Origin of the sequence: Hornefia porci (assembly GCF_001940235.1) — a bacterium.
GTDB classification, from domain to species: domain Bacteria; phylum Bacillota; class Clostridia; order Peptostreptococcales; family Anaerovoracaceae; genus Aminicella; species Aminicella porci.
Genome location: NZ_MJIE01000001.1, coordinates 416,916 through 436,932 on the forward strand (window position 1 = coordinate 416,916; position 20,017 = coordinate 436,932).

Below are 20,017 nucleotides of genomic sequence, written 5' to 3' on the forward strand. Positions count from 1 at the left end.
GATCATTTACCTCCTGTAGTAGTCCCCGCCGCGGGTGATCGCGTGGGGGTTATGGGATTTAACAGCATTGGATTCGGACTCGTCCTTATCCGGTTTGTCCTTCCCGGCGGCAAGAATGTTCTTCACAGACTTGTAGCTGGGGCTCGCAGTGTATGACAGAGCCTTCGTGCAGGCGGCTTCCAGGCGCTGGGGAGAATACTTGTCCGCCAGCTTCAGAAGCCCCATACAACTGCGATAGGACTGCTGTTCGATCCTCTGTGAGGTAAGGATCGCGTCAACGACCTTGTATGTATTGCTACCGATGCGTTCAGCCCATTTGCGGAAACGATCGCCGTTCCACTCAAGATATTTCTGGTGGTCTTCCGGCATATGTTCCGTTACTGTGCTGTACTGCCCCTTACGGCCGTACCTGCGGCGGTGAGAGGCGATCCGGTTATGGTTAAAGTAAATCTCGACTACCTGGTCAGTTATCCGTACGTCGACCTTACGTTTTATGAATTCGTAAGGAACGGAATATAGCATTCCGTCGACAGATATGTGATAATTGAACTGAACAGTGGTTGACTTCCATTCGGCCAGCTCATAACGGGTAGCCGGTAATTTGCTCAGTAATGGCAGCTCTTCTTTCACGAAGATCTCGTACCTGCTGCCCTCTTTCTTCTGAAAGGGGCGATGGACGAATTCTTCAAGCTTTTCACGAATGGACCGATTCAGTTCGGTCAGCGTGAAGAACTGTTCATTACGGAGTGCGGCAGTGATCCATGTGGAGATGACCCCAACGGATCCCTCTGCATTCGGCTTGTCCTTCGGAGCCCGCACACGGGCAGGAAGGATCGCTGTGTTGTAGTGCTCAGCCATTTCATGATAAACGGTATTGAGTTCCTGTGTGTACCAGTCGTTGTTGTGGACGACAGCCGTTTTCAGGTTGTCCGGAACGAGGATACGAGTCACACCGCCAAAGTACTCATACATGTGTACATGGGCCGTGATCCAGGCACGCTGTTTTTCATTGATAAAGGCTTCGACATACGGATACATGCTATACGTCATGACCCCAACGAATATCCGGGCCGGTGTCGATTCACCTGTATCAGGATCGGTGAGGTAGGCAGGATCTCCTGCCCGGTCCACTTCGATCTGTTCACCGGGCTTTCGGGGCACATGCATGGTAGCACGCCGTTTCTGCTCATCCTGCTGGATGTGATAGCAGAACTGTGAATACATGAGAGGCTTTTCGCCCGACTGGCGGCATTCCTCCAGGTATTCCGTCCACAGGAGCTTCTTGTTGACTCCATTACGGAGCAGCTCCTTGCGGATGTAATCGAAGTCAGGCATCTTTTTAAGAGTCTGCTTCGGTTCCTTGGGAAACATCAGCTTTCCAAGCTCAATGTCTGTCATGGATTCATCTAACGGCCAGGAGAGTTTTAATTCCCCTGCACGTCGTTGAACCTTGACGACAGTTTTCTGCGAAACATTGATGCTTTGCATGATGTTCCGCTGAGAAAGTCCTAAGGCCGTAAGCCGAAGGATCTCACGATACCGGGTCATATTGTTGACCTCCTTAGAATAGATTTACACCGTGGCGCATATCTTCATTCTAAGGAAGTGTGCCGGTGATTTCCATCTCCGGAATGCTGATTTCCGGTTTGGCGGAATGATGATTTCCGAAAGCCGGACAGGTGATGGATCTCACCCCAGAATACTCATTTTCCCGCAATTGCACCGACAAAGCTTTAAATCTCCATCTGTCCAACAACCTTATCCTGGGCCCATTCCTTTGCCTGTATATAGATCAAAGAAAAGAACCAGCTTATCTTCCATTATGATGCTGTCGATTTCATCCATCGCCAGAAGCGACTGTTGCGTGACTGCCATGAGTTTAGATAAAACTTTGCCATCATCCTGTAACTCAGGCGCGGCTCTGCAACAAAATCTATATTATATGCTTTATTCACATATTGACGCAGACTATCCGAATAAACATTGATGCGTTCGTCCATGTCATTATTGTCAACCCAGATTTCACATTGCGTCATAACAGTTCATTTGTCAGCATACCATTAAGGTATTGATTCATGGCCTGCTGCAATATTTCGCTTATTAAACGGCTGCTCCCAAGGAGTGATTCGTTCTTATCAATCTTTCCTCTTCAATAAACACACGCTTTCTGTATGCGACGAGCTTAGCGTATAAATTCGCCATTTTCCGCCTGTCAAAGGGAAACGGTCAAGGCAAATTAGGCGGTTTTGTACACCTTCCTACGACTTCGGGAAGTGGTCGAAAGACCGGAATTCCGCTTGTAATCAAAGTTAATCTATCACAAATCCTAAGCTGTCTCCACCTTACAAAGTAAGCGACAAATCATAAGCCTCCAAACAAAAACCGCCATTTTCCATGGCGGCAATGGAGGACGTGAATCAACGGGTTGTCATTTAATCGCCTTCCGGCATTTTTCAGGCAGAGTGTTCGACCAGGGTAACAAATCGTCCAGGAAATCCAGGTTGGTATCATCCATGTGCTGTGGGATCACCTCCAGCAAGTATTTCATATATTCATAGGGCTTCAGGCCGTTTGCCTTTGCCGTTTCGACGATACTGTAAGCGATGCCGCTGGCCTCGGCACCATGGATCGTGTTGCTCATGACCCAGTTTTTCTTACCGATGCAGAAGGGTCGGATCGCGCGCTCGGCTGCATTGTTTTCCATCGGAACATCGCCATCATCCAGAAATACCCTCAGATATTCTTCCTGATTCAATGCATAGGTGATCGCTTTGCCGGTCAATGATTTCAGTGTTACATCACTGCGGTGCTCTTTGAGCCATGCAAAGAAACCATCGACTTCGGGCTTCAGTGTCTCTTTTCTGATCTGAAGTCTCTTTTCCGATGTCATTTCATCAAGAGTGTTATCGAGAGCGAAGATCTCTCCAATTTTCCTCACCGCCTCTGCGGCAATCGATCCGGCTGCGGTATTCTGACCGGATTTCCCCAATCCCTTAAGTGCGTCCTTGAATTTTCTGTTCAGATGCACCCAGCACCCGGCAATGGTCAACTCACCGCTTCGCAATCGGGCCAGTTTATGATACGCTTCGAATCCGTCCGTCACCAGTACGCCGTTGAAGTCGCCGAGAAACTCCTGCGGATGAGAATGATGACGGGTCTTCCGGTAGTCGAAGATCACCACCGGATGCGGATCCAATATGCCGGAACGATAGACCCACATGTAGCTTTTGGACTTTGTTTTCCGACCATCCTTGATGACCAGCATCGGTGTTTCATCGCAGTGGATGACGTGATGGGTGAAGAGCTGCCTTTTCAGGCAATCAAGGAGCAGTGAAAAGTATCGCTCTGATGCCATCACCATCCAATTGGCCATCGTCTGACGACTGATCGGAACATCATTGCGTTCAAATTCCTGTTCGATCCGGTAGAGCGGAAGGGCGTTAACAAATTTTCCGTTCATAATTCCGGAAACCAGTGACGGACTGGCCAGCCCCTTCCCGAAGAGTTTCTTCGGCGCGGCGGCCCGGACAATATGACCGCTGTCTTCCCTGTCACGGTAGACATGGACATGGTATTCCTGCACATAGTATTCCGCGGGTTTGTGTTCGACTTGACGGACGACATCCACAGGTAATTCCTGATATCCCTTCGGGAATATCTTCTGCAGTTCGTCCTCCTCCATCCGGAAATGTTTTGGTTCTGCCTTAGGAAGCCGGCTCAGATCCTCTTCTATCTTACCTTTCGGACGACGTTTACGGGTATGCCCCGAAACGATAACCGTCTCGTCCTTTTCTGCGGTATCCGCAGCTGCTTCCGTTTCATTGAAGGTAAATTCCATGGCCATCTGTTTGCCATCGAACTCTTCCTTATCGTCTGCCTCGGATTTGCGCCCGAAACGCTGCGCCCGAAGAAGTTTCACCTCCTGCGTCAGAATATCGATCCGGTTTTCATTGGCAGCGATGATTTCTTCTTTCTTCTGTACGGTTTGCTGCATATCCAGAATCATCCTGCACAGTTCATCTTTATCCAGTTGTTTCAGCTCTTTTGGGTTGAGTGCCTGCTTATTTTCCATATCTTAATTATACCATTTCTGGAGATACAAAAAAAGCCTTTTTCCCTCGAAACCGCATCATTTTCATCATAAAGGATATGCAGGCAGATGCCCGCATATCCTTCAGAATGAACTCTTCGGATGTACTTCTCTTACTCGGCTCTTCTGCGTAATTGACAAGCCCTCCATCAGCCAGCGGTACTGTTGTGCGCTCATGCGTGTAACTTCGTCGGTGCTGCGCGGCCACCGGTATTTTCCGTTCTCCAGCCTTTTGTACAAAAGCAGGAATCCGTCACCTTCCCAAAGCAATCCTTTGATCCGGTCGGCACGTCTTCCGCAAAACAGGAACAGTGTGCGTTTCTGAAACGGATTCAGATGAAACCGGCTCTGTACGATTGCGGCCAGCCCATCGATTCCCAGACGCAGATCGGTATACCCGCAGGCGATATATACATTCTGGTACTGATTGGCATTCAGGTTATTCAGCATGTCACCATCACCTCCAACGCGGCTTTCAGAATCTGCGGTTCAACCTGATTGCTCACCTGAAGAAGACCTCCGGAGGTTCGGACCGTCAGAACAGGCCGGGATAACACCGAATCCTCATTGCACTCCCTTTCGGATGCGCTGACAAGTTCATTCGGTACCGGAGCAAACTCCGGCTTGTTCACCGCGGATACGGCAAGCATCTCCGGAGCGACTTCCTGAACTCGTTGAATCCGGTATGCCACAACATCTCTGCTCAGACCTTTTGTTCTGGCAAACTCTGTTCGGGTCATTCCGCTGACCCGCCATTCCTGTGCTAAGCGGATGTAGTCCGCTATTTTTTTATTCTCACCATCTGAATACATTGCTTTTCTCCTCATTTCGATAATGTCAGGAGCCTTAACTTCTGACATTATTGTAGAGGATTTCTTTTACTTGTTCTATGTACCTGCCATTTTACGCTTACCTTACAAAAGCAGAAGTACCTGAAGATTTAAGATGTCTCAACCTAATAATTTTTTGACCATCACAAAATGAACTCCGCCATTCTATCGCTCTATTAGGTTCTAATCATTAATACCAAGAAGCCTATATCCACAGTTAGTCCGAATATTAAGTGATGTTTAAACGTATGATCTGCTTCTTCTTTTATTCTCGTATTATGGGAAACTTTAAAATTTCATCATAAAATTGTTTTGCCATAAAATCTGTTCGTTTATTCGGATCAAAATTTCCATTCTGATATAGGTCTGCAAAATTTCTAGCAGTTGCAAATGAAGATTGCTTATAGATTGGCAATTTCTGAGCTAAAACTTTATCTTTACAATTTCTATTTAAGGTATGTTCAAGTGGGAGTAGATTTCCAATTTGCCCGTTATCCGTGTCTTTACTATCTGGGAGCACATGTTCAATTGTAAAATCATCACAAAAAATTCCATGATTCTTATAGCGTTCTAATACTTCTAAAACAGTTTGCACACGTTCCTTATTTTTTTCTCCTTCGAAGATGCTTTTTTTATGTGACCACCCAACGTTTTTAAAAGAATTAACAAACATCCCCTTTGAAGGTAATTTTTTCCTTAACTCTTCAATAAACTCGACCACATTATTTTCGGAAAAATCGTTACAAATAATATCTGCATATTTATTTACAGTATTTGTGAGCCTGTTAGAATTTGCTTCTCCAATAATGTTATAACAAACATAAAAATTATATAAAAATTCAATAGTTTCATTATATAAAGTATCTGTAAGAGCGCCTTCTACGTTTTTGGTAATTAGGCTTAAGAGCACCGGTCTCATCTGTTCTTGCCTCTTTTTTTTAAAGAATGAATAAATACGATACTCTGTTTCAGTACAGCCAGATAGCTCATCCGTCTTGCTCGGAGAAATTAGCTTTAAATAATATTCAGATTTTTTCTGAATATCTCTAAGTAGTTCAAGTGTATCTTTAGATTTATTACACTCCTGAATTATTTTATAATCAGATGTATTTGTTTTACTACGATGCGTTCCATACCTATGCGTTGTATAATGCCTTATGAATTTTTTTATATTTGTATTCCCACCAAGTTTCTGTTCAATTGAATACCATGCTGTTTTAGCCCTATCTCTATTAGCTTCTGGCTGGATATATCTCATGATATAGTTCTTTAATAATTCATGATCCTCCAAGTCCATTCCACGCGCATTTAATATTTCAAAAATTGTATATGAATCCTCTTCAGTTGTTGCTGTAATATTAACAAACGTAATATCTCTAACTGCATCACGTAGCTGAAGCAATTTATTTAAATCCCTCCCCTTGTCTTCATAAAAAGTATTTATCTTTGTAAGGAAGAACTTAAAAGCGTTTCCTATCTTTTTATCGCTTTTATGTAACAATCCTCCATCGACAAAAGCGGGTATAGATTTCGTTTTCATATCTTCATCAGAACTGTTTACTATTTTCTGTATAATATTTTCCAATGATTCATTATTTTCAGCCGTTACCATTATGACATCGTTATTTTTATCATCTTTAGCGACTATATAGGGTTTTGTGCCATTAAAATCGTTTTCCATCCCAAGTTTTTTCATCCAGTACATTATGCAAGAAAGAAAAATCGCCAGTGTTATAGTTCGTTGTTGACCATCTATTACTGAAAAACAAGGCAAACCATTATTTTCAGGATCTGTTTTTAAAACTATACTTCCTAAAAAATGAGAAGAAAGTTTCCCATCAACAACGCACAAAACATCATCAAATAACTCCTGCCAATTGTCCTTATCCCAGACATATCGTCTTTGATTACGTGGAATATGGTATATTTTTCTATTGAAAAGTTCTCTTACTTTATTTTCATGTGCATCAAAAGCCATAAATATTCTCCTCCCTCTGCGCTTGAACACTGATATCTCGGCTGTTTGATAAAAAGCAATCTGAAAGTTTCCCATCAGTTCCGCCAGTACAGTTCTCATATCCGCTGTCAAGGCATATCTGCTGCGTATTTGCCAGCTCATACACCCTGATCATCGAGCCGATGATACTGATCTCAACCAGCACCACCAAATAGCTCTGTGTCGGCTTGTTCAGTGCACTCAAGCAAAATAGAAATCACTGTCTATAAAGGCAGCTTATCAGTAATCCCTATGCAAGACTAGCTCCAAATGCCTGCCTTACTTCATCAGAATCTTTACCTGAGATTGTTCGTCCAGTTGTCTGTTCGATGGCTTTCAGGAGTTTTCTGGCTCTATCGGCTATGAAGCTCTGGAAATCATCTGCACGCAGAAGCTCATGATCAATCCAGTGCGATTCCACATATCCATTGAGATCCTCTGTCGAAACTGAGCCCTTCTTCTCGAGCCTGCCCAGGTATACGGATGGTGCGTATCCTCCAATCTCGCGATTACTGCTTGCAGAGAGCGGAGTCTTATTTATGACGCTGTTCCACTTTGACTTATCGTATCCTGCTTTGATGCAGTAATCTTTTGGGAATATATGGTGGATGTCAATCTTCTCATTAGAGAAGGTGGAGAAATCCATCTCCGCACCGGAGATAAAGTCCCTGGCGTGATTTTTCAAAATCAATGCCGTCACACCTTTATAAGCTGCAGACTGACGTGACTGCAACCCTAGCAGTCTCATCGGGTTGAAATAGAAATCCTTCACCGTCTTCGGCAGTTTCCCGCCATCTATTATCCACTTCGTAACCTGCACGATATCATTTGCGTATCTCGTCTCATTTGCCGATCCGTACAATTCACCAAAGACGCCGCACCAGTACCATTGCTTTACCATGTTCTTCACAGTCGTCGTGCGTATCCGATTATTCTCTATCAAAACTGTACAAATGGCGGATAGCGGTATCATCTGCGTGCTGTATGGCAGATCAGCGCTTGAGAATATACGTTCTTCCTTAAGAAGTTTCTCTGCAATCGTAAATCCCTCGCAGAGAGCATCCGCATTTCTCTGATACTCCAGAAGCGTAAGTGCGAGCACATCTTTCTTTTTACAGCTTACGGTCCCGCCCTTCTTAAAGGAAGAAAGCAGAGTAAGAGCTGTCAAGAAGTCCGTTGCTGTTACCTTTGAAAGCAGGTCTCCGGAGAAGTATTTTTCCTTCCGATCCTCCCAATCCTTCCTGAGCTGAAAGTCATCCATGGCAAAAATTGCCGTGACAAGCTCAAACACTGTCAGCGAAACGCCTCCTGTATTGACGTTCTCAAAGACCTGACATACCGCTTCCTTCGGAGTAGTTTTATCCAAGAGTATGACTGGCATCTGATACTGCTGGGTCGGGTTGATCACCTTTGAAAACAGTTCTGTAAACTCCTTTATCACTTCTGGATTATATTCATGATAAGCAAAGTAGCTGTTCTGCCAGTTCTGCTCCTCTGAAGTATCCAGAATGATATTCAGCGGGAACATCTTCAACTTATATTCCTGATCTCTGGTCGAGAGATCCACATCAACCTTCCGTCCGAAATCTGAAGTGATCTGCCTGCTGGCAGGAACTGAAATCACGACTTCCTCATCATCAGCTCCCGGATCAAGAGCCTTTTCGATATCGAGATAATAATAGCGATCGATTTCCTTTCCCTTGTCCGTTTTGGTATGGACCGGATTTTTGCTGAAGAGAGCATTGTATAAAGAGGTAAGCCTCTGCTGCCCGTCAAGGATCAGCTCATCTGGCTGTGTCTCCGGGCTCGCCGGCGACCCTTCGATAGGCTTATGCTTGAAGTGAATGCTCTCATTCCCGTATTCCAAGAACATCGCTGCTCCCACCGGGAAATTATGAATGACGCTAAGTATCAGCGCGCGGATACGACCGTCGTCCCACACCCAGCCACGCTGGAAGTCAGGCAGCTGTGCTGCACCAGTATCCACTTCTTTCATAAGCTCAGTGAGCTGTCTGTCGTTGGTTTTCATTTGATATCGATATCCCTTTCTTGTTTTTGTTTACTTACACCGCCGATTCAATATGCCTTTAAGGAGGATCAATTCCAAGAAAAATCATATCACACAGCTGTTTTTATAGCATCGTTTTCTGTATTTCATGAGCGATATTCTGCCCACCCTTATTATCACTTGGCGTTTTGGCCAGAGTAGTCTTGTATTGCTCATCTCCAAAATACGTGAGTCTATAATGCTTCCCGTCCTCTTCTATCTGGAACCCGAAATCCTGAAGCGCTTTTCTTACTTTAGCACTCATGCCGTTGTAGTTCCCCAGGATTTTTTGGATTCCCTTCTTTTTGTCCTTATATACGCCCTTGTAATCATTGTTCTTAACGATATCAGAAAGGACGTCACTTCTCCTGCTCCCTTCCTGAGCACGGCTCTTCAGTTCTTCAGCAAGAATCGACAGGATCATCTCCTTGATTTCACCCGGATACAGATCTTCTTCATTTCCCATTATGATAACAGGCTGTTCATCTATCTCGCTGAGTTTGTTATTCAATCCAGCATTTTCAGCACGAAGAGCACTATTCTCTTTCGTCAGAGCATCAATGCGATTCTGCATCTGTTTCAAATCATCATCAAATACGTCATAGAGCTGATCACGTTCTGTTTCCGCCTTCACTCTTTCCTGTCGCTGGCTGATCAGTCGATCCCTGCTAATTGAATTTATCACCCCATCCCAGGTATACGACCCATCTATCTGCTGACAGTTGCAGTACGACATCACTGTGCGAATTATTTTCTCCAGCATTATTCGATCAGGTATACTGTTATTACGGTACAGGAAACGCCTCGATCGTGCTGATTTATTCGGATAGTAAATACCTACTGCACCGTAATATTCATTCTTATCATTTGTAAGTTTCCTGATTTCTTTGCCCGAATCCCTGTCCTGCTGAACCAGTACATGAGCAACGCCTTTCAGTCTGTTTGAAAGTTTGTTAACATCAACGGGTTCCTGATCATATACGGTCCTGGATACATATACTACAGGAAGTCTGTACAACGATTCTCCGTTTATTATACGAACTAGCATATCGACGTTGGCATCTGTGATATATACCGGTGTCTTAGCCACCGGAAGATCCTCATCATCTTTTAAATACCCTTCATCAGATAGCATGAATTAAGAAAACATAGACGCGGGTAACGACATTGTTCAAACGGCAATGCCGTTTCCTGCCTTCAGATTTGTGTTGTGGGCTTCTTCGATTGCCCGTGGAAAGTCAAATGCACCGATGAAATTGTAGACGATGGTGATCTCCCGTGTTCTGGATCGACTGTCAGCCTGCGTGACTTCGATGCGATCAATGAACTCGCGAAGAATGGTAGCATCCAGCTCCTTCATATCTGTGTATTTCTTGACTGTGGAGATAAATGCCCGGACATTCGTCGTCTGCTTTTCCTGCTGTTTCAGTTCCTGCCGTAAGACCTCGGTCATGGATCTTAACTTTCCCTGTTCCTGTTCGTAATCGTGGGACAGCTTGATGAAACGCTCGTCCGTCAGTTTGCCCATGACATTATCCTCGTACAGGTGAGAAATGATCGTGTCAAGCTCCCTGAGCCGTTTATCTGCTTTTGAGAGTGTTTCCTGCTTCCGGACAATTTCCGCATCCTGATCCTTTTTGCTGCTGTCTGCCGCATACTGCATGAACTCCGGCTCATGTTCTGTCACGTATCGGATCGCTTCACGCAGATTCCGCAGCACGATCTCATGTAAAGTCACATTGCGGATATAGTGCCCGGTGCAAAGCTCCCTGTCTCTGCGGTAGGTCGCACAGATATAGTATGCCTGCTTGGGCCTTTCGCTGGCGCGGCAAAGGTACATTTTGTTTCCGCAGTCGGCGCAGAATACCAGTCCAGAGAAGATCCCCATGTCACCCATCCGTGTAGGACGGCGACGGGACTTGCGGATGTTCTGCACGATCAGGAACACGCTTTCCTCAATGATCGGAGGTTGGGTGTTTTCAAAGATCGCCCAGTCTGACGGATCATTGCAAAGCCTTTTTTTACTCTTGAATGACTGCTTTGTTGTCTTGAAGTTTGCCGTATGCCCTAAATACTCGATCCGCTCCAGCATAACAGAAACCGTTTCGTTCGACCATCGATAGGGATCCTTAGGCGGCTTTGAATTGCGCTCCCTCCCTTTGGATGCATAGTAGGCCGCCGGGCAGAGGATCTCATGCTCCTGCAACCATTTGCATATCCGTGTTGGTCCAAGCCCATCCACACATAGGGAGAATATCTTCTGCACGATCGCTGCCGCCTCCTCATCCACGATCCACTTTTTCCGGTTCTCCGGGTCTTTCATATAACCGTAAGGTGGGTTATTGCAAAGGTGCTCTCCAGACTTTCCCTTGTTTTGAAACGTAGCCCGGATCTTCTTTGAAGTATCACGGGCATACATCTCATTAAAGACGTTGCGGATCGCGGTGAACTCGTTGTCCCCCCGTGTACTGTCCACGCCATCGTTGACAGCGATAAAGCGGACACCGAAGTCTGGAAAGAGGACGTCTGTGTACATGCCGACTTGCAGATAGTCCCGTCCGAAACGGCTCATGTCCTTTACGATGACGCACTTTACCTTGCCATCCTTGATGTCGGCAAGCATCTTCTGGAATCCGGGGCGGTTGAAATTTGTCCCGGAATAACCGTCATCCTCATCGTAGTGCCGGTAGGCGGTGATCCCATGATCCTTACAGTAGCGTTCCAGGATCTTTTTTTGATTGGATATGGAATTGCTCTCTCCCTGCAGGTCATCATCTCTGGAAAGCCGCTCGTACAGGGCGGTGATCCCTTCCTCCTGCGGCTCCTGATCCTGCGTAAAAAACAGGATATTGTCACGGATCGCTCTGCGAAGTTCGTCACTCAGTGTATTCTTTTCCTGAACAGATTGAAAAGTGATCCCGTTCGTCATCTGCCATCACCGCCTTTCACAGCGGCATGGCATGACCGGTGTATTTGATTGTCAAAGTACAGGTCTGCTTGTCTATCTGCCGCATAACAGCGATATGCGGTCATTTTGCCTGGCTGCTTCTTCATAGATACCTCCTGTTCCGGCAGCCGGACAAACAGGTCAATGATATTTTATCATGGAACCTGTTCACCGTCTGCATCCGTAATGTAATCTATCCCGGATCTTCAGGACTTTTTTGCCCGGGTCAAGTCATTCCGGATCAGGCGCCGTACCTTTGTTGCCGCATCCTCTTTTACGCCGTCCTTAACGACAGCTTTGACGATATAGGTCATATCCCCGATTTGATATTTACGTACAACAGGGGACTGATCCTGTTTGGTTCTCGTTGGATCCATTTGTATGATCCCCCTTTCTGAAAATATGTAAAAGGTTAATAAGGAAAATGGGCTTTGATCGGACGGCTGCCAGCGGCAGCCTCACAGGAGTTTCACCTCGGCCCATGCTTGTGGGTGCGCCGCGCAATGCTTTGTGGGTGTTCAACGCGGGAGTATCATTATGTATTTTGTGCTGTCATCGCCTGCAAAGCCGCTGCGCTTGTTTTACGGCGAGGGTGTTGATCGCTCGGCTTTCTCCATAAAGGGAAAGTGTCATGGCGCACCCGCCGTTTGGCTCGGCACAAAAGGAACGTATCCGATTTGCCCTATGCTGCACCGGCGGCCTCCCGTCGGGCTTTCTTTGTCAAAGATCAGGCAGGCTGTTATCTCTATCTGCGAAACGGAAAAGGGTGAAAGTATTTCGCAACGAGTTTTGTTTAATCAGCCTTGAATGTGAGGACTGCCCTCATCAGTTTGGCTTGCAGTCTTTCCCGGATTTCCTCGTCCACACCGTAGTAGGCGTTGCCGCACTCGTCATAGAGCTTCCGCATGGAGAGGGTCGTGATATATCCGCGAAAGTGCTGGATCACCACTTTCATAGCGTCCGGTTCGCCCTTTGTCGCTGCCAAAATAATTGGGTAAGGAACAAGAGCGATTCCCGGGGCATCATATTTACCATTCGTCCCACTCATCTGCATGTTCCTCCAAATACTTTTTCAACAGGTCGAAAGAGCTCGTCCGTCGATACTGGATCGTGCTGCGCGGTGCGTCAAAGAGCCTGCCGATCTCCGTATCCGTCATTCCGGCAAAGTAGTACAGCAATACCGTTTTGCGTTTTTCCTCCGGCAATGTGCGGAGAGCTTCGGCTATGAGCTTTGCCGTGATCCGTTTCCCTGCGACACAAAAATCCTGTTCTGTTTCTTCTGCGCCGTTTTGAAAATACTGGTCGCAGGTGTAAAGCTGGCGCTGCTCATGCAGGGACAGATCAGAAAAACTCACCTCCTTTGCCCGGTGACGCTTGATCTCTTCGTGAGCGTCAGCGGCTTCATTCCGCAATACCTGCTTACAGAAGGTCTCAAAGACGCGCTGCTTCTGGTACTCTGAGCGATTGGGTTCCATCGTTTCACCTCCTTTCTGCCGAAAGGCGGATCGTGATTTCCCTTTTCGCGTCTTAATACGGTCGAATTTTTGAAATGCCAAAGATCCGGCCGATTTTCTTGAAAAAAATTTTGAAGAGCACAAAAAAAGTCCCGGCTGCATATAGCAGTCGAGACAAAGGTTGAGCAGACAAAAGTCGCCGGATGATTTAATTGTTCATGTCCATAACCACATTGCTCCGCAGAGAATGTCCGGATTTTTTTGAGTAGAGGAAACTATTCCGGGAACGATTGGGTAATGACATAGCGGCATCCTCCTTTTGCCGCCGTTTATTTGTCAGCTATAAAGTTGTAATAGAAGATAAACGGCGGCTTCTCCCGGAAAAGCCGCCATCATAGAAAAGGTCGTAGTCAGGTTGTCGCTGATCTACCCGCCGTGTAGCGACTTTTCCGTTTTGCTGTGCTCTTGTGTACTGTTCATGAGTGATATTCTCCCTGTTACGAAAAACGAGCCGGTGACCGCAGTCTTTCGACTGTCGATCATCGGCTCTGCGTCTTAGCGTCTGGCTCTTTGATGATGGTGATATGTTCTCCTTTGAGATCAATCAGTGTTCCTGTTTTGCATTTGGGACAATACAGAGGGAAGTGCTTTAGCTCTGTATCTCCCCGGATCTGCACCCGTGTCTTATTTCCGCAGTGCGGACACAATACCCATTTCATATTCATCGCCTGCCTTCAATCTGTCTTTCAACATGATACTTTCCTTAACCAGCATAGATATTTACATTTTGCTCTTTTGATAGGAGTTCCCCGAGGATGCGTCAAATCCATCCAGGAAATATTTCTCCGGAACGTATTTTTTATAATCCAGATCCATAAAGTAATCGCAGAAGATCTGCTCGGCATAGATGATGGTGTTGTCCTCATCCGTCATTGCGTAGACAAATCCATAGTACGGATCCGCGTAAACCGCGAGCAATTTATAGTCGCTTTCTCCCGTCACGCCATAGTAGCCCTTATACTCTGTAGACGGGTAATCGAGAAGCCGCTGTGTTTCCGCTGTATAGGCATCCGGCGGATATTCCACCACAAGATAGCCGAGATACTGTGCGTCCCACGGATCGTAATAGACCATCTTGTAATCGGTCACGTTCATCTTCTCCGTGATGCTTTCGGGCCAGATGCTCTCATCCATATCCCATTTTGACTGAAATTCTTTTTCAGCCTGTTCGCCGCTCCGATACCGCTCATAGTCGTCTATATTGTCGTATATCTCGATCGGCGCGCTCTCCCACATCGCCCCGAAAAGAGCGACGATAGATTTTGCATATACGATCAGGATCACGCCTGCAAGAAGAACCGTGGTCAAAATGACAATTCCGATTTTTTTCTTCATAACTGATACCTGCTTTGAACCTTGAAACGAACAACATATTGCTGAATGTCCATGTGCTGAAATGTGCTATTAAGCTCTGCTTTGTTTTATAGCTCCCCACTTTGTTGCGGTAATCTGATAAAGATACTACGCAAAAGATCTACAGTTATAAGACGCAAATATTGTAAAGTGATCATCCAGTCCAGATACAACCCATAGTTCTATCTTCTCCTGATTTGCCAGAATAGCAGTATATACAATGGAGAAAATACCATGGTCAGCACCAGCAGGTTGATGAATGGAGACCAGTGCAATAACGTCATTACAAACAGATAATAGGGCTGTAGGAAAACGAATACGTTTATCTCCTTAAGGACTGCCGGAAAAGAAAACTTATGAAATAAAAATTCAAATAACAGAAACATGCTTGTTATTCCAAGAGAGGAAACTGTGCTGGACGCCTTATAAGATATAAGCCCAATCACGGCGGAAAGAATTGCAGCTCCGTAACTGAAACAAACTGCTGACAATACCAGGTGTCGCGAAACTGGCCATACCGGGAATAATGTCAAATCCCATCCCACGTGTACAATTTCTGTTGACCAATTAGGATGCCCAATAACTGTATACAGCAATACAGTCGTTATGAGGAGTAATTGGGTGACCAGAAGAGAAAAAAGAACAATCCCGGCCATTTTTGCAGTATTTCGTAACTTCTTTCCCACGAGGCAAGTAGCTGATAATTCATCTATATGCTGCTCTCTATCCTGTACATAAGCACTTGGCAAAGCAGCAAAACAAATCAATGTAAGAAAAGCTGGCAGGATAATATTTAAGAGCAGAATCATGTTGCTTTCTACATAAGGAAAGTAATTCTGGATATTTTCTAACGAAAGCAGCAAAAATGAAGTCAATGTATAGACAGCTAATAATATCCAAACACTCCTCTTTCTTATCAGATCCAGTATCTCATACATAACGATCGAGAGAATCATTCTGTCATCCCTTCACCTGTTTGTGTATGTAAGCTCTATAACATATTAGCAAACACACAACCGCAATAACGAGATTCAAAAGAATATTTGCAACGAGAGAGGGAACTAAAATCCCGAAAAAGCTGGTATAATGCGGTGCAGAAACGAGTTCAACCTGCGATTGCAGCATAAATAAACTCATTTCACCGGGGAGAGAGGCAATACTTGATAACGTTTGGGGGAAAACGACTTCATTTGCATAGAGCGCGCTTCCGCCATAGACCACGCCGGATATGAAAAACGGTATTAATGCACTTCGGCTCAAGGCAGATATACACATTACAAAGCATCCAAGAACCATACCAGCAAGCATAGTGCCTAAAATCTGTCTTGCACAAAATCCATAGACAGATCCCTCGTAGGTAGTTAAAGATAAGCCATATGTACTTGCTGCGGAGATCGTGGTTGAAGGGACATGATAGCAAATTATCGTTACCACCATGAAGAAAGCTTCCATGACAGTCACTACAACTACAGTAAAAATACATGATGCAATGAACTTGCTTAGGAAAACCCCTTTACGACCTTTTCGTGTTGTGAGAAGTGCTGCTTGTGTCCTATTTCCATATTCATCTGAGTAAACGCCAGAAAGTCCAACGATTATGACAAGCATAATTAAGGCAGGGAACACCATTGAATGATTTACATCAATCAGGTTATTTGATCCTCTGTCAAGATTGAGTTCAATCTTGACAGAGGAAGTCTGATAGGCCTCCAACGCTTTTTCCCTTGCCCTGCCCATTACTCCGCTCATAAAGGCAGTGCTGTCATTCATCAACTCTTGGATGTATTTTGAGCGCCTGTCGATTCGCTCATAGTAGTTATTGATGATGCTGGTCAGCTCGTATTGAAGCTCGTTTTTCTCCGCGTATTGAATAACTGGCTGAGTAAGATGAGCAGACAGTTCTTCATAGGTGCAGCTATATCCACTATTTTTGATGTAGTCATGAAGTTCTTCGCTTGAAACAAGGCTTTCCAGTTCAGGTCTAATAGGTTCAAGCGTGTTCTCTGTAAAATCGCTGTTTATGAATTGACCTTTTAGAAGCAGAAAGAATAACATAAAAACCAGCATTGCAATCCAAACTATCTTCTTTGAAAAGATTTTATATAATTCAGTTCTCAACATTCTTGCATTCAAAGTGCGTTACCTCCGAAATAATAACTAAAAACGTCTTCTAAAATGGGTTTGGCGGGTGCACAGGCAAAGGATGGTTTTTGATTTCCGATAATCCGGACTTCTACACCATCATGCCTTTGTATAATGTTTCCAACGGTATAGTATCCTTTCACTGCTTTAAGCTCTTTATGTGCAATGGTAGCTGTCCACACCTTTCCATCCATCTCATCTATCAAATGCTCCGTCGTGTCGATCTTAAGAATGGAACCTTCCCTCAGAATGATCACTTTACCGGCAATGAATTCCATATCTGAAATGATATGCGTTGAAAGCAATACGATACGTTTTTCTGAAAGCTCAGAAATGATGTTGCGAAAACGGATTCGTTCTTGTGGGTCTAATCCTGCTGTCGGCTCATCTAAGATCAGTATTTGAGGGTCATTGAGCAAGGTTTGAGCAATACCTATCCTCCGGATCATGCCACCGGAAAACCCTCCAAGTTTCTTCTTTCCGACATCTTTTAGACCGACCAGGTCTAAAAGTTCTTCTACTTTTGCGTCTGCCTCTTTTCCTGTAATCCCTTTTAACGCTGCAATATACTTTAAGAATTTCCCTGCAGGAAAATTCTTATAGACACCGATTTCCTGGGGCATATATCCCAATTTATTACGATAGCTTGCACCCAACTCGTGGATATTAACTCCATCTAACAGAACCTCGCCTTCTGATGGATCAAGTATATCGACCATCATCTTCATTAGAGTCGTTTTCCCAGCTCCATTTGGTCCAAGCAGGCCATATACGCCGTGAGAAAGACAAAAGGAAACATGTTTTACGGCGCACTTTTCGCCAAAATTCTTTGTAAGATCACACACGCGCAGTTCCATATTATAGACAGCCTCCTTATGCATATTTCTTTGCTGGCACTTTAATTGTGCTGACGGTAAACAAAATAATGCTAATGAGCAATGGTATGATAAATGCACCATTCGCAATATTTTCTATCATTTCCTGCGCTTCAGGGAATGACAGCAAGCAGATAGAAAGTAAGACCCAACTTCCTAATACTAACGAAAGTGGAAGTGAGCTGTCTGAAACAGACAGAATAAGAAGTGTGAGCGCACCCATTAAAAATAGAGAGATAAACGCGCAGGAAAACATTTGAAAGACAAATGAGTATCCTCGAAAAGAAATAGCACCGATCATAGAGATGAGAATGATATTGCCTATCATTCCAATCCATAGCCTCGCTGTATAAATCCTTGTCGGATCATATTTACATGTTTTTTCCAGATCGGACAAATTAGGATCTCTATATTGAAGTTCTCGAATGGAAAGAACAAGGATCGGTATAGGCGCTAACGCTGTCATATATGCAATAGGCGATATTTCGTGATTGGCGGTTATTAGATACGAGAAAACGCAGCTTCCAAGGAGAAATGAAGCAGTCATCCAGAAGACAGATACAAAATCTGGAATACAGCAAATGACAACTTTCCAGAAATCTATATCTAAAATTCTTTGCTGTCTTGTATAAAAAGAAGTTGCTTTCTGGGCCGCAGCAAATATTTCTTTTTCAGGAACATTTGGAATAGGAGAACGCTCAATAGCTTCAACTATTTTCTTGTCCACATCCGATAGTTCTTCAAAATTATCAAACATCATGATCCTCCCCATTTTGATCTCAATTTATTCAAACCGTAGCGTGCTCTCGCCTTTAATGTTGATTCGTTTTCACCTGTGATCTCAGCTATTTCCCGAAACGAAAATTCTTGATAATAATGCAAGATGATCACTTCCTTTTGCTCCCTTGGAAGTTCAAGAAGTGCATCCCGAATATCATTTCGGACTGCTATTTCTTCGGCTTCATCAAATGATGCAGGAATATTTTCTTCTAATTCTGCTGGCTCCGGATGGCGACTCCGGGAGCGATAGTAGTTCTTCAAATGATTTGATGCAATGGTAAACAGCCAACTTTTAAATTTTGATTGAGGGCGATATTTGGAAATCGCTACAACCATTTTTATAAAAACCTCTTGTGTTAGATCTTTTGATTGGTGATATTGGTTCGTGTTTCTATAGAAAAATGCAAAAACCATCGGATAGTAATGAATAATAAGCCTATTCATCGCCTCTGTATTACCATTCTGTGCCTGTAGAATAAGATCACATTCCATCATTCCATCCATTTTTCTACTTCTCCTACACTTCTCTTATGATATAGAACACCAATGCTTAAAAAAAAGATGTATAAAATGATTGGAAAAATTGAAAGGTTGATTGCAAAATTAACTTTATGGTATGACCCTTTCATATTTTTTTGCAAAAGCAGTTTTCAGCTTGGTCTTTTTCAAAATCTTTGTTGTATTCTTGCATTTTGTTCATAAGCAATGTTCTCCTTGCTATGAAAATGAGCCGGTGACCGCGGTCTTTCAACTAGCGATCATCGGCTCTGCATCTTTACATCTTGCTTTTTGATAATACTTTCCTTAACCAACACAGATATTTACATTTTGCTTTTTTGATAGGAGTTCCCCGAAGATGCGTCAAATCCGTCCAGGAAATATTCCTCCGGTACATTTTTTTTATAGTCCAGATCCATAAAGTAATCGCAGAAGATCTGCTCGGCATAGATGATGGTGTTGTCCTCATCCGTCATTGCGTAGACAAATCCATAGTAGGGATCCGCGTAAATCGCGAGCAATTTATAGTCGCTTTCTCCCGTCACGCCATAGTAGCCCTGATACTCTGTAGACGGGTAATTGAGAAGTCGCTGTGTTTCCGCTGTATAGGCATCCGGCGGATATTCCACCACAAGATAACCGAGATACTGTGCGTCCCACGGATCGTAATAGACCATCTTGTAATCGGTCACATTCATTTCGTCCGTGATGCTTTCGGGCCAGATGCTCTCATCCATATCCCATTTTGACTGAAATTCTTTTTCAGCCTGTTCGCCGCTCCGGTACCGCTCATAATCATCTATATTGTCGTATATCTCGATCGGCGCGCTCTCCCACATCGCCCCGAAAAGAGCGACGATAGATTTTGCATATACGATCAGGATCACGCCTGCCAAAAGAGCCCCAATCAAAATGACAATTCCGATTTTTTTCTTCATCTCTAAT

General features: G+C 44.4%; 20 protein-coding genes. 1 reads left to right on the forward strand and 19 read right to left on the reverse strand.

The window, feature by feature from the left end:
• Positions 1-6: 6 nt before the first annotated feature.
• From istA to BHK98_RS01885, 9 genes are all read right to left on the reverse strand, one after another.
• Positions 7-1,548: an IS21 family transposase gene (gene istA / locus BHK98_RS01840; protein ID WP_075711956.1), complete on the reverse strand. Its 1,542-nt coding sequence runs from the start codon at positions 1,546-1,548 to the stop codon at positions 7-9.
• Positions 1,549-2,428: 880 nt separating this feature from the next.
• Positions 2,429-4,072: an IS66 family transposase gene (gene tnpC, locus BHK98_RS01845; protein ID WP_075711957.1), complete on the reverse strand. Its 1,644-nt coding sequence runs from the start codon at positions 4,070-4,072 to the stop codon at positions 2,429-2,431.
• A gap of 102 nt (positions 4,073-4,174) precedes the next feature.
• On the reverse strand, positions 4,175-4,540 hold the full coding sequence (gene tnpB, locus BHK98_RS01850; RefSeq protein WP_083628006.1) for an IS66 family insertion sequence element accessory protein TnpB: 366 nt from the start codon (positions 4,538-4,540) through the stop codon (positions 4,175-4,177).
• Entirely contained in the window at positions 4,534-4,902 is a 369-nt protein-coding gene (locus tag BHK98_RS01855; protein ID WP_075711958.1) for a hypothetical protein, read from the reverse strand. The genes tnpB and BHK98_RS01855 overlap by 7 nt, the downstream gene beginning before the upstream one ends.
• A 283-nt stretch (positions 4,903-5,185) precedes the next feature.
• Positions 5,186-6,898 carry a DUF262 domain-containing protein gene (locus BHK98_RS01860; protein WP_075711959.1) on the reverse strand — a complete coding sequence of 571 codons (1,713 nt, stop codon included), beginning with the start codon at positions 6,896-6,898 and terminating at the stop codon, positions 5,186-5,188.
• 268 nt (positions 6,899-7,166) lie between these two features.
• The gene (locus BHK98_RS01870) at positions 7,167-8,945 is read right to left on the reverse strand and encodes a GmrSD restriction endonuclease domain-containing protein (RefSeq protein WP_075711961.1); all 1,779 of its coding nucleotides are present in this window, start codon (positions 8,943-8,945) and stop codon (positions 7,167-7,169) included.
• A gap of 103 nt (positions 8,946-9,048) precedes the next feature.
• Entirely contained in the window at positions 9,049-10,053 is a 1,005-nt protein-coding gene (locus BHK98_RS13655; protein WP_202816868.1) for a hypothetical protein, read from the reverse strand.
• An 81-nt stretch (positions 10,054-10,134) separates the two neighbouring features.
• A complete protein-coding gene (locus tag BHK98_RS01880) occupies positions 10,135-11,892 on the reverse strand; it encodes a recombinase family protein (RefSeq protein ID WP_083628008.1) in 1,758 nt (585 codons plus the stop codon).
• A 224-nt stretch (positions 11,893-12,116) separates the two neighbouring features.
• Complete coding sequence (locus tag BHK98_RS01885; protein WP_075711962.1) at positions 12,117-12,287, reverse strand: transposon-encoded TnpW family protein; 171 nt, start codon at positions 12,285-12,287, stop codon at positions 12,117-12,119.
• A 160-nt stretch (positions 12,288-12,447) separates the two neighbouring features.
• On the opposite strand from BHK98_RS01885, the gene BHK98_RS13305 reads away from it, so the two are divergent.
• A complete protein-coding gene (locus BHK98_RS13305) occupies positions 12,448-12,717 on the forward strand; it encodes a hypothetical protein (protein ID WP_143404514.1) in 270 nt (89 codons plus the stop codon).
• Here BHK98_RS13305 and BHK98_RS01890 read toward each other — a convergent pair.
• The 10 genes from BHK98_RS01890 to BHK98_RS01935 all read right to left on the reverse strand — a co-directional run bounded on the left by BHK98_RS01890 (position 12,704) and on the right by BHK98_RS01935 (position 20,010).
• A complete protein-coding gene (locus tag BHK98_RS01890; protein ID WP_075711963.1) occupies positions 12,704-12,958 on the reverse strand; it encodes a helix-turn-helix domain-containing protein in 255 nt (84 codons plus the stop codon). The two genes, BHK98_RS13305 and BHK98_RS01890, sit on opposite strands and share 14 nt — an antisense overlap.
• Positions 12,939-13,385: an RNA polymerase sigma factor gene (locus tag BHK98_RS01895; RefSeq protein WP_075711964.1), complete on the reverse strand. Its 447-nt coding sequence runs from the start codon at positions 13,383-13,385 to the stop codon at positions 12,939-12,941. The genes BHK98_RS01890 and BHK98_RS01895 overlap by 20 nt, the downstream gene beginning before the upstream one ends.
• Positions 13,386-13,903: 518 nt before the next feature.
• Complete coding sequence (locus BHK98_RS01900; RefSeq protein WP_075711965.1) at positions 13,904-14,089, reverse strand: cysteine-rich KTR domain-containing protein; 186 nt, start codon at positions 14,087-14,089, stop codon at positions 13,904-13,906.
• A 55-nt stretch (positions 14,090-14,144) separates the two neighbouring features.
• Positions 14,145-14,759 carry a hypothetical protein gene (locus BHK98_RS01905; protein ID WP_075711966.1) on the reverse strand — a complete coding sequence of 205 codons (615 nt, stop codon included), beginning with the start codon at positions 14,757-14,759 and terminating at the stop codon, positions 14,145-14,147.
• A gap of 200 nt (positions 14,760-14,959) precedes the next feature.
• Positions 14,960-15,715, reverse strand: a complete 756-nt coding sequence (locus BHK98_RS01910; protein WP_143404515.1) for a hypothetical protein — start codon at positions 15,713-15,715, stop codon at positions 14,960-14,962.
• 22 nt (positions 15,716-15,737) lie between these two features.
• Positions 15,738-16,910, reverse strand: a complete 1,173-nt coding sequence (locus BHK98_RS01915; RefSeq protein ID WP_075711968.1) for an ABC transporter permease — start codon at positions 16,908-16,910, stop codon at positions 15,738-15,740.
• Positions 16,907-17,776, reverse strand: a complete 870-nt coding sequence (locus tag BHK98_RS01920; RefSeq protein ID WP_075711969.1) for an ABC transporter ATP-binding protein — start codon at positions 17,774-17,776, stop codon at positions 16,907-16,909. The genes BHK98_RS01915 and BHK98_RS01920 overlap by 4 nt, the downstream gene beginning before the upstream one ends.
• Positions 17,777-17,792: 16 nt before the next feature.
• Positions 17,793-18,551 (reverse strand): hypothetical protein, encoded by a 759-nt coding sequence (locus BHK98_RS01925; RefSeq protein WP_075711970.1) that lies wholly within the window; start codon positions 18,549-18,551, stop codon positions 17,793-17,795.
• Complete coding sequence (locus BHK98_RS01930; RefSeq protein WP_083628009.1) at positions 18,551-19,078, reverse strand: RNA polymerase sigma factor; 528 nt, start codon at positions 19,076-19,078, stop codon at positions 18,551-18,553. Before BHK98_RS01930 ends, BHK98_RS01925 begins: the two co-directional genes overlap by 1 nt.
• A 317-nt stretch (positions 19,079-19,395) precedes the next feature.
• Positions 19,396-20,010 carry a hypothetical protein gene (locus BHK98_RS01935; protein ID WP_075711971.1) on the reverse strand — a complete coding sequence of 205 codons (615 nt, stop codon included), beginning with the start codon at positions 20,008-20,010 and terminating at the stop codon, positions 19,396-19,398.
• Positions 20,011-20,017 lie beyond the last annotated feature (7 nt).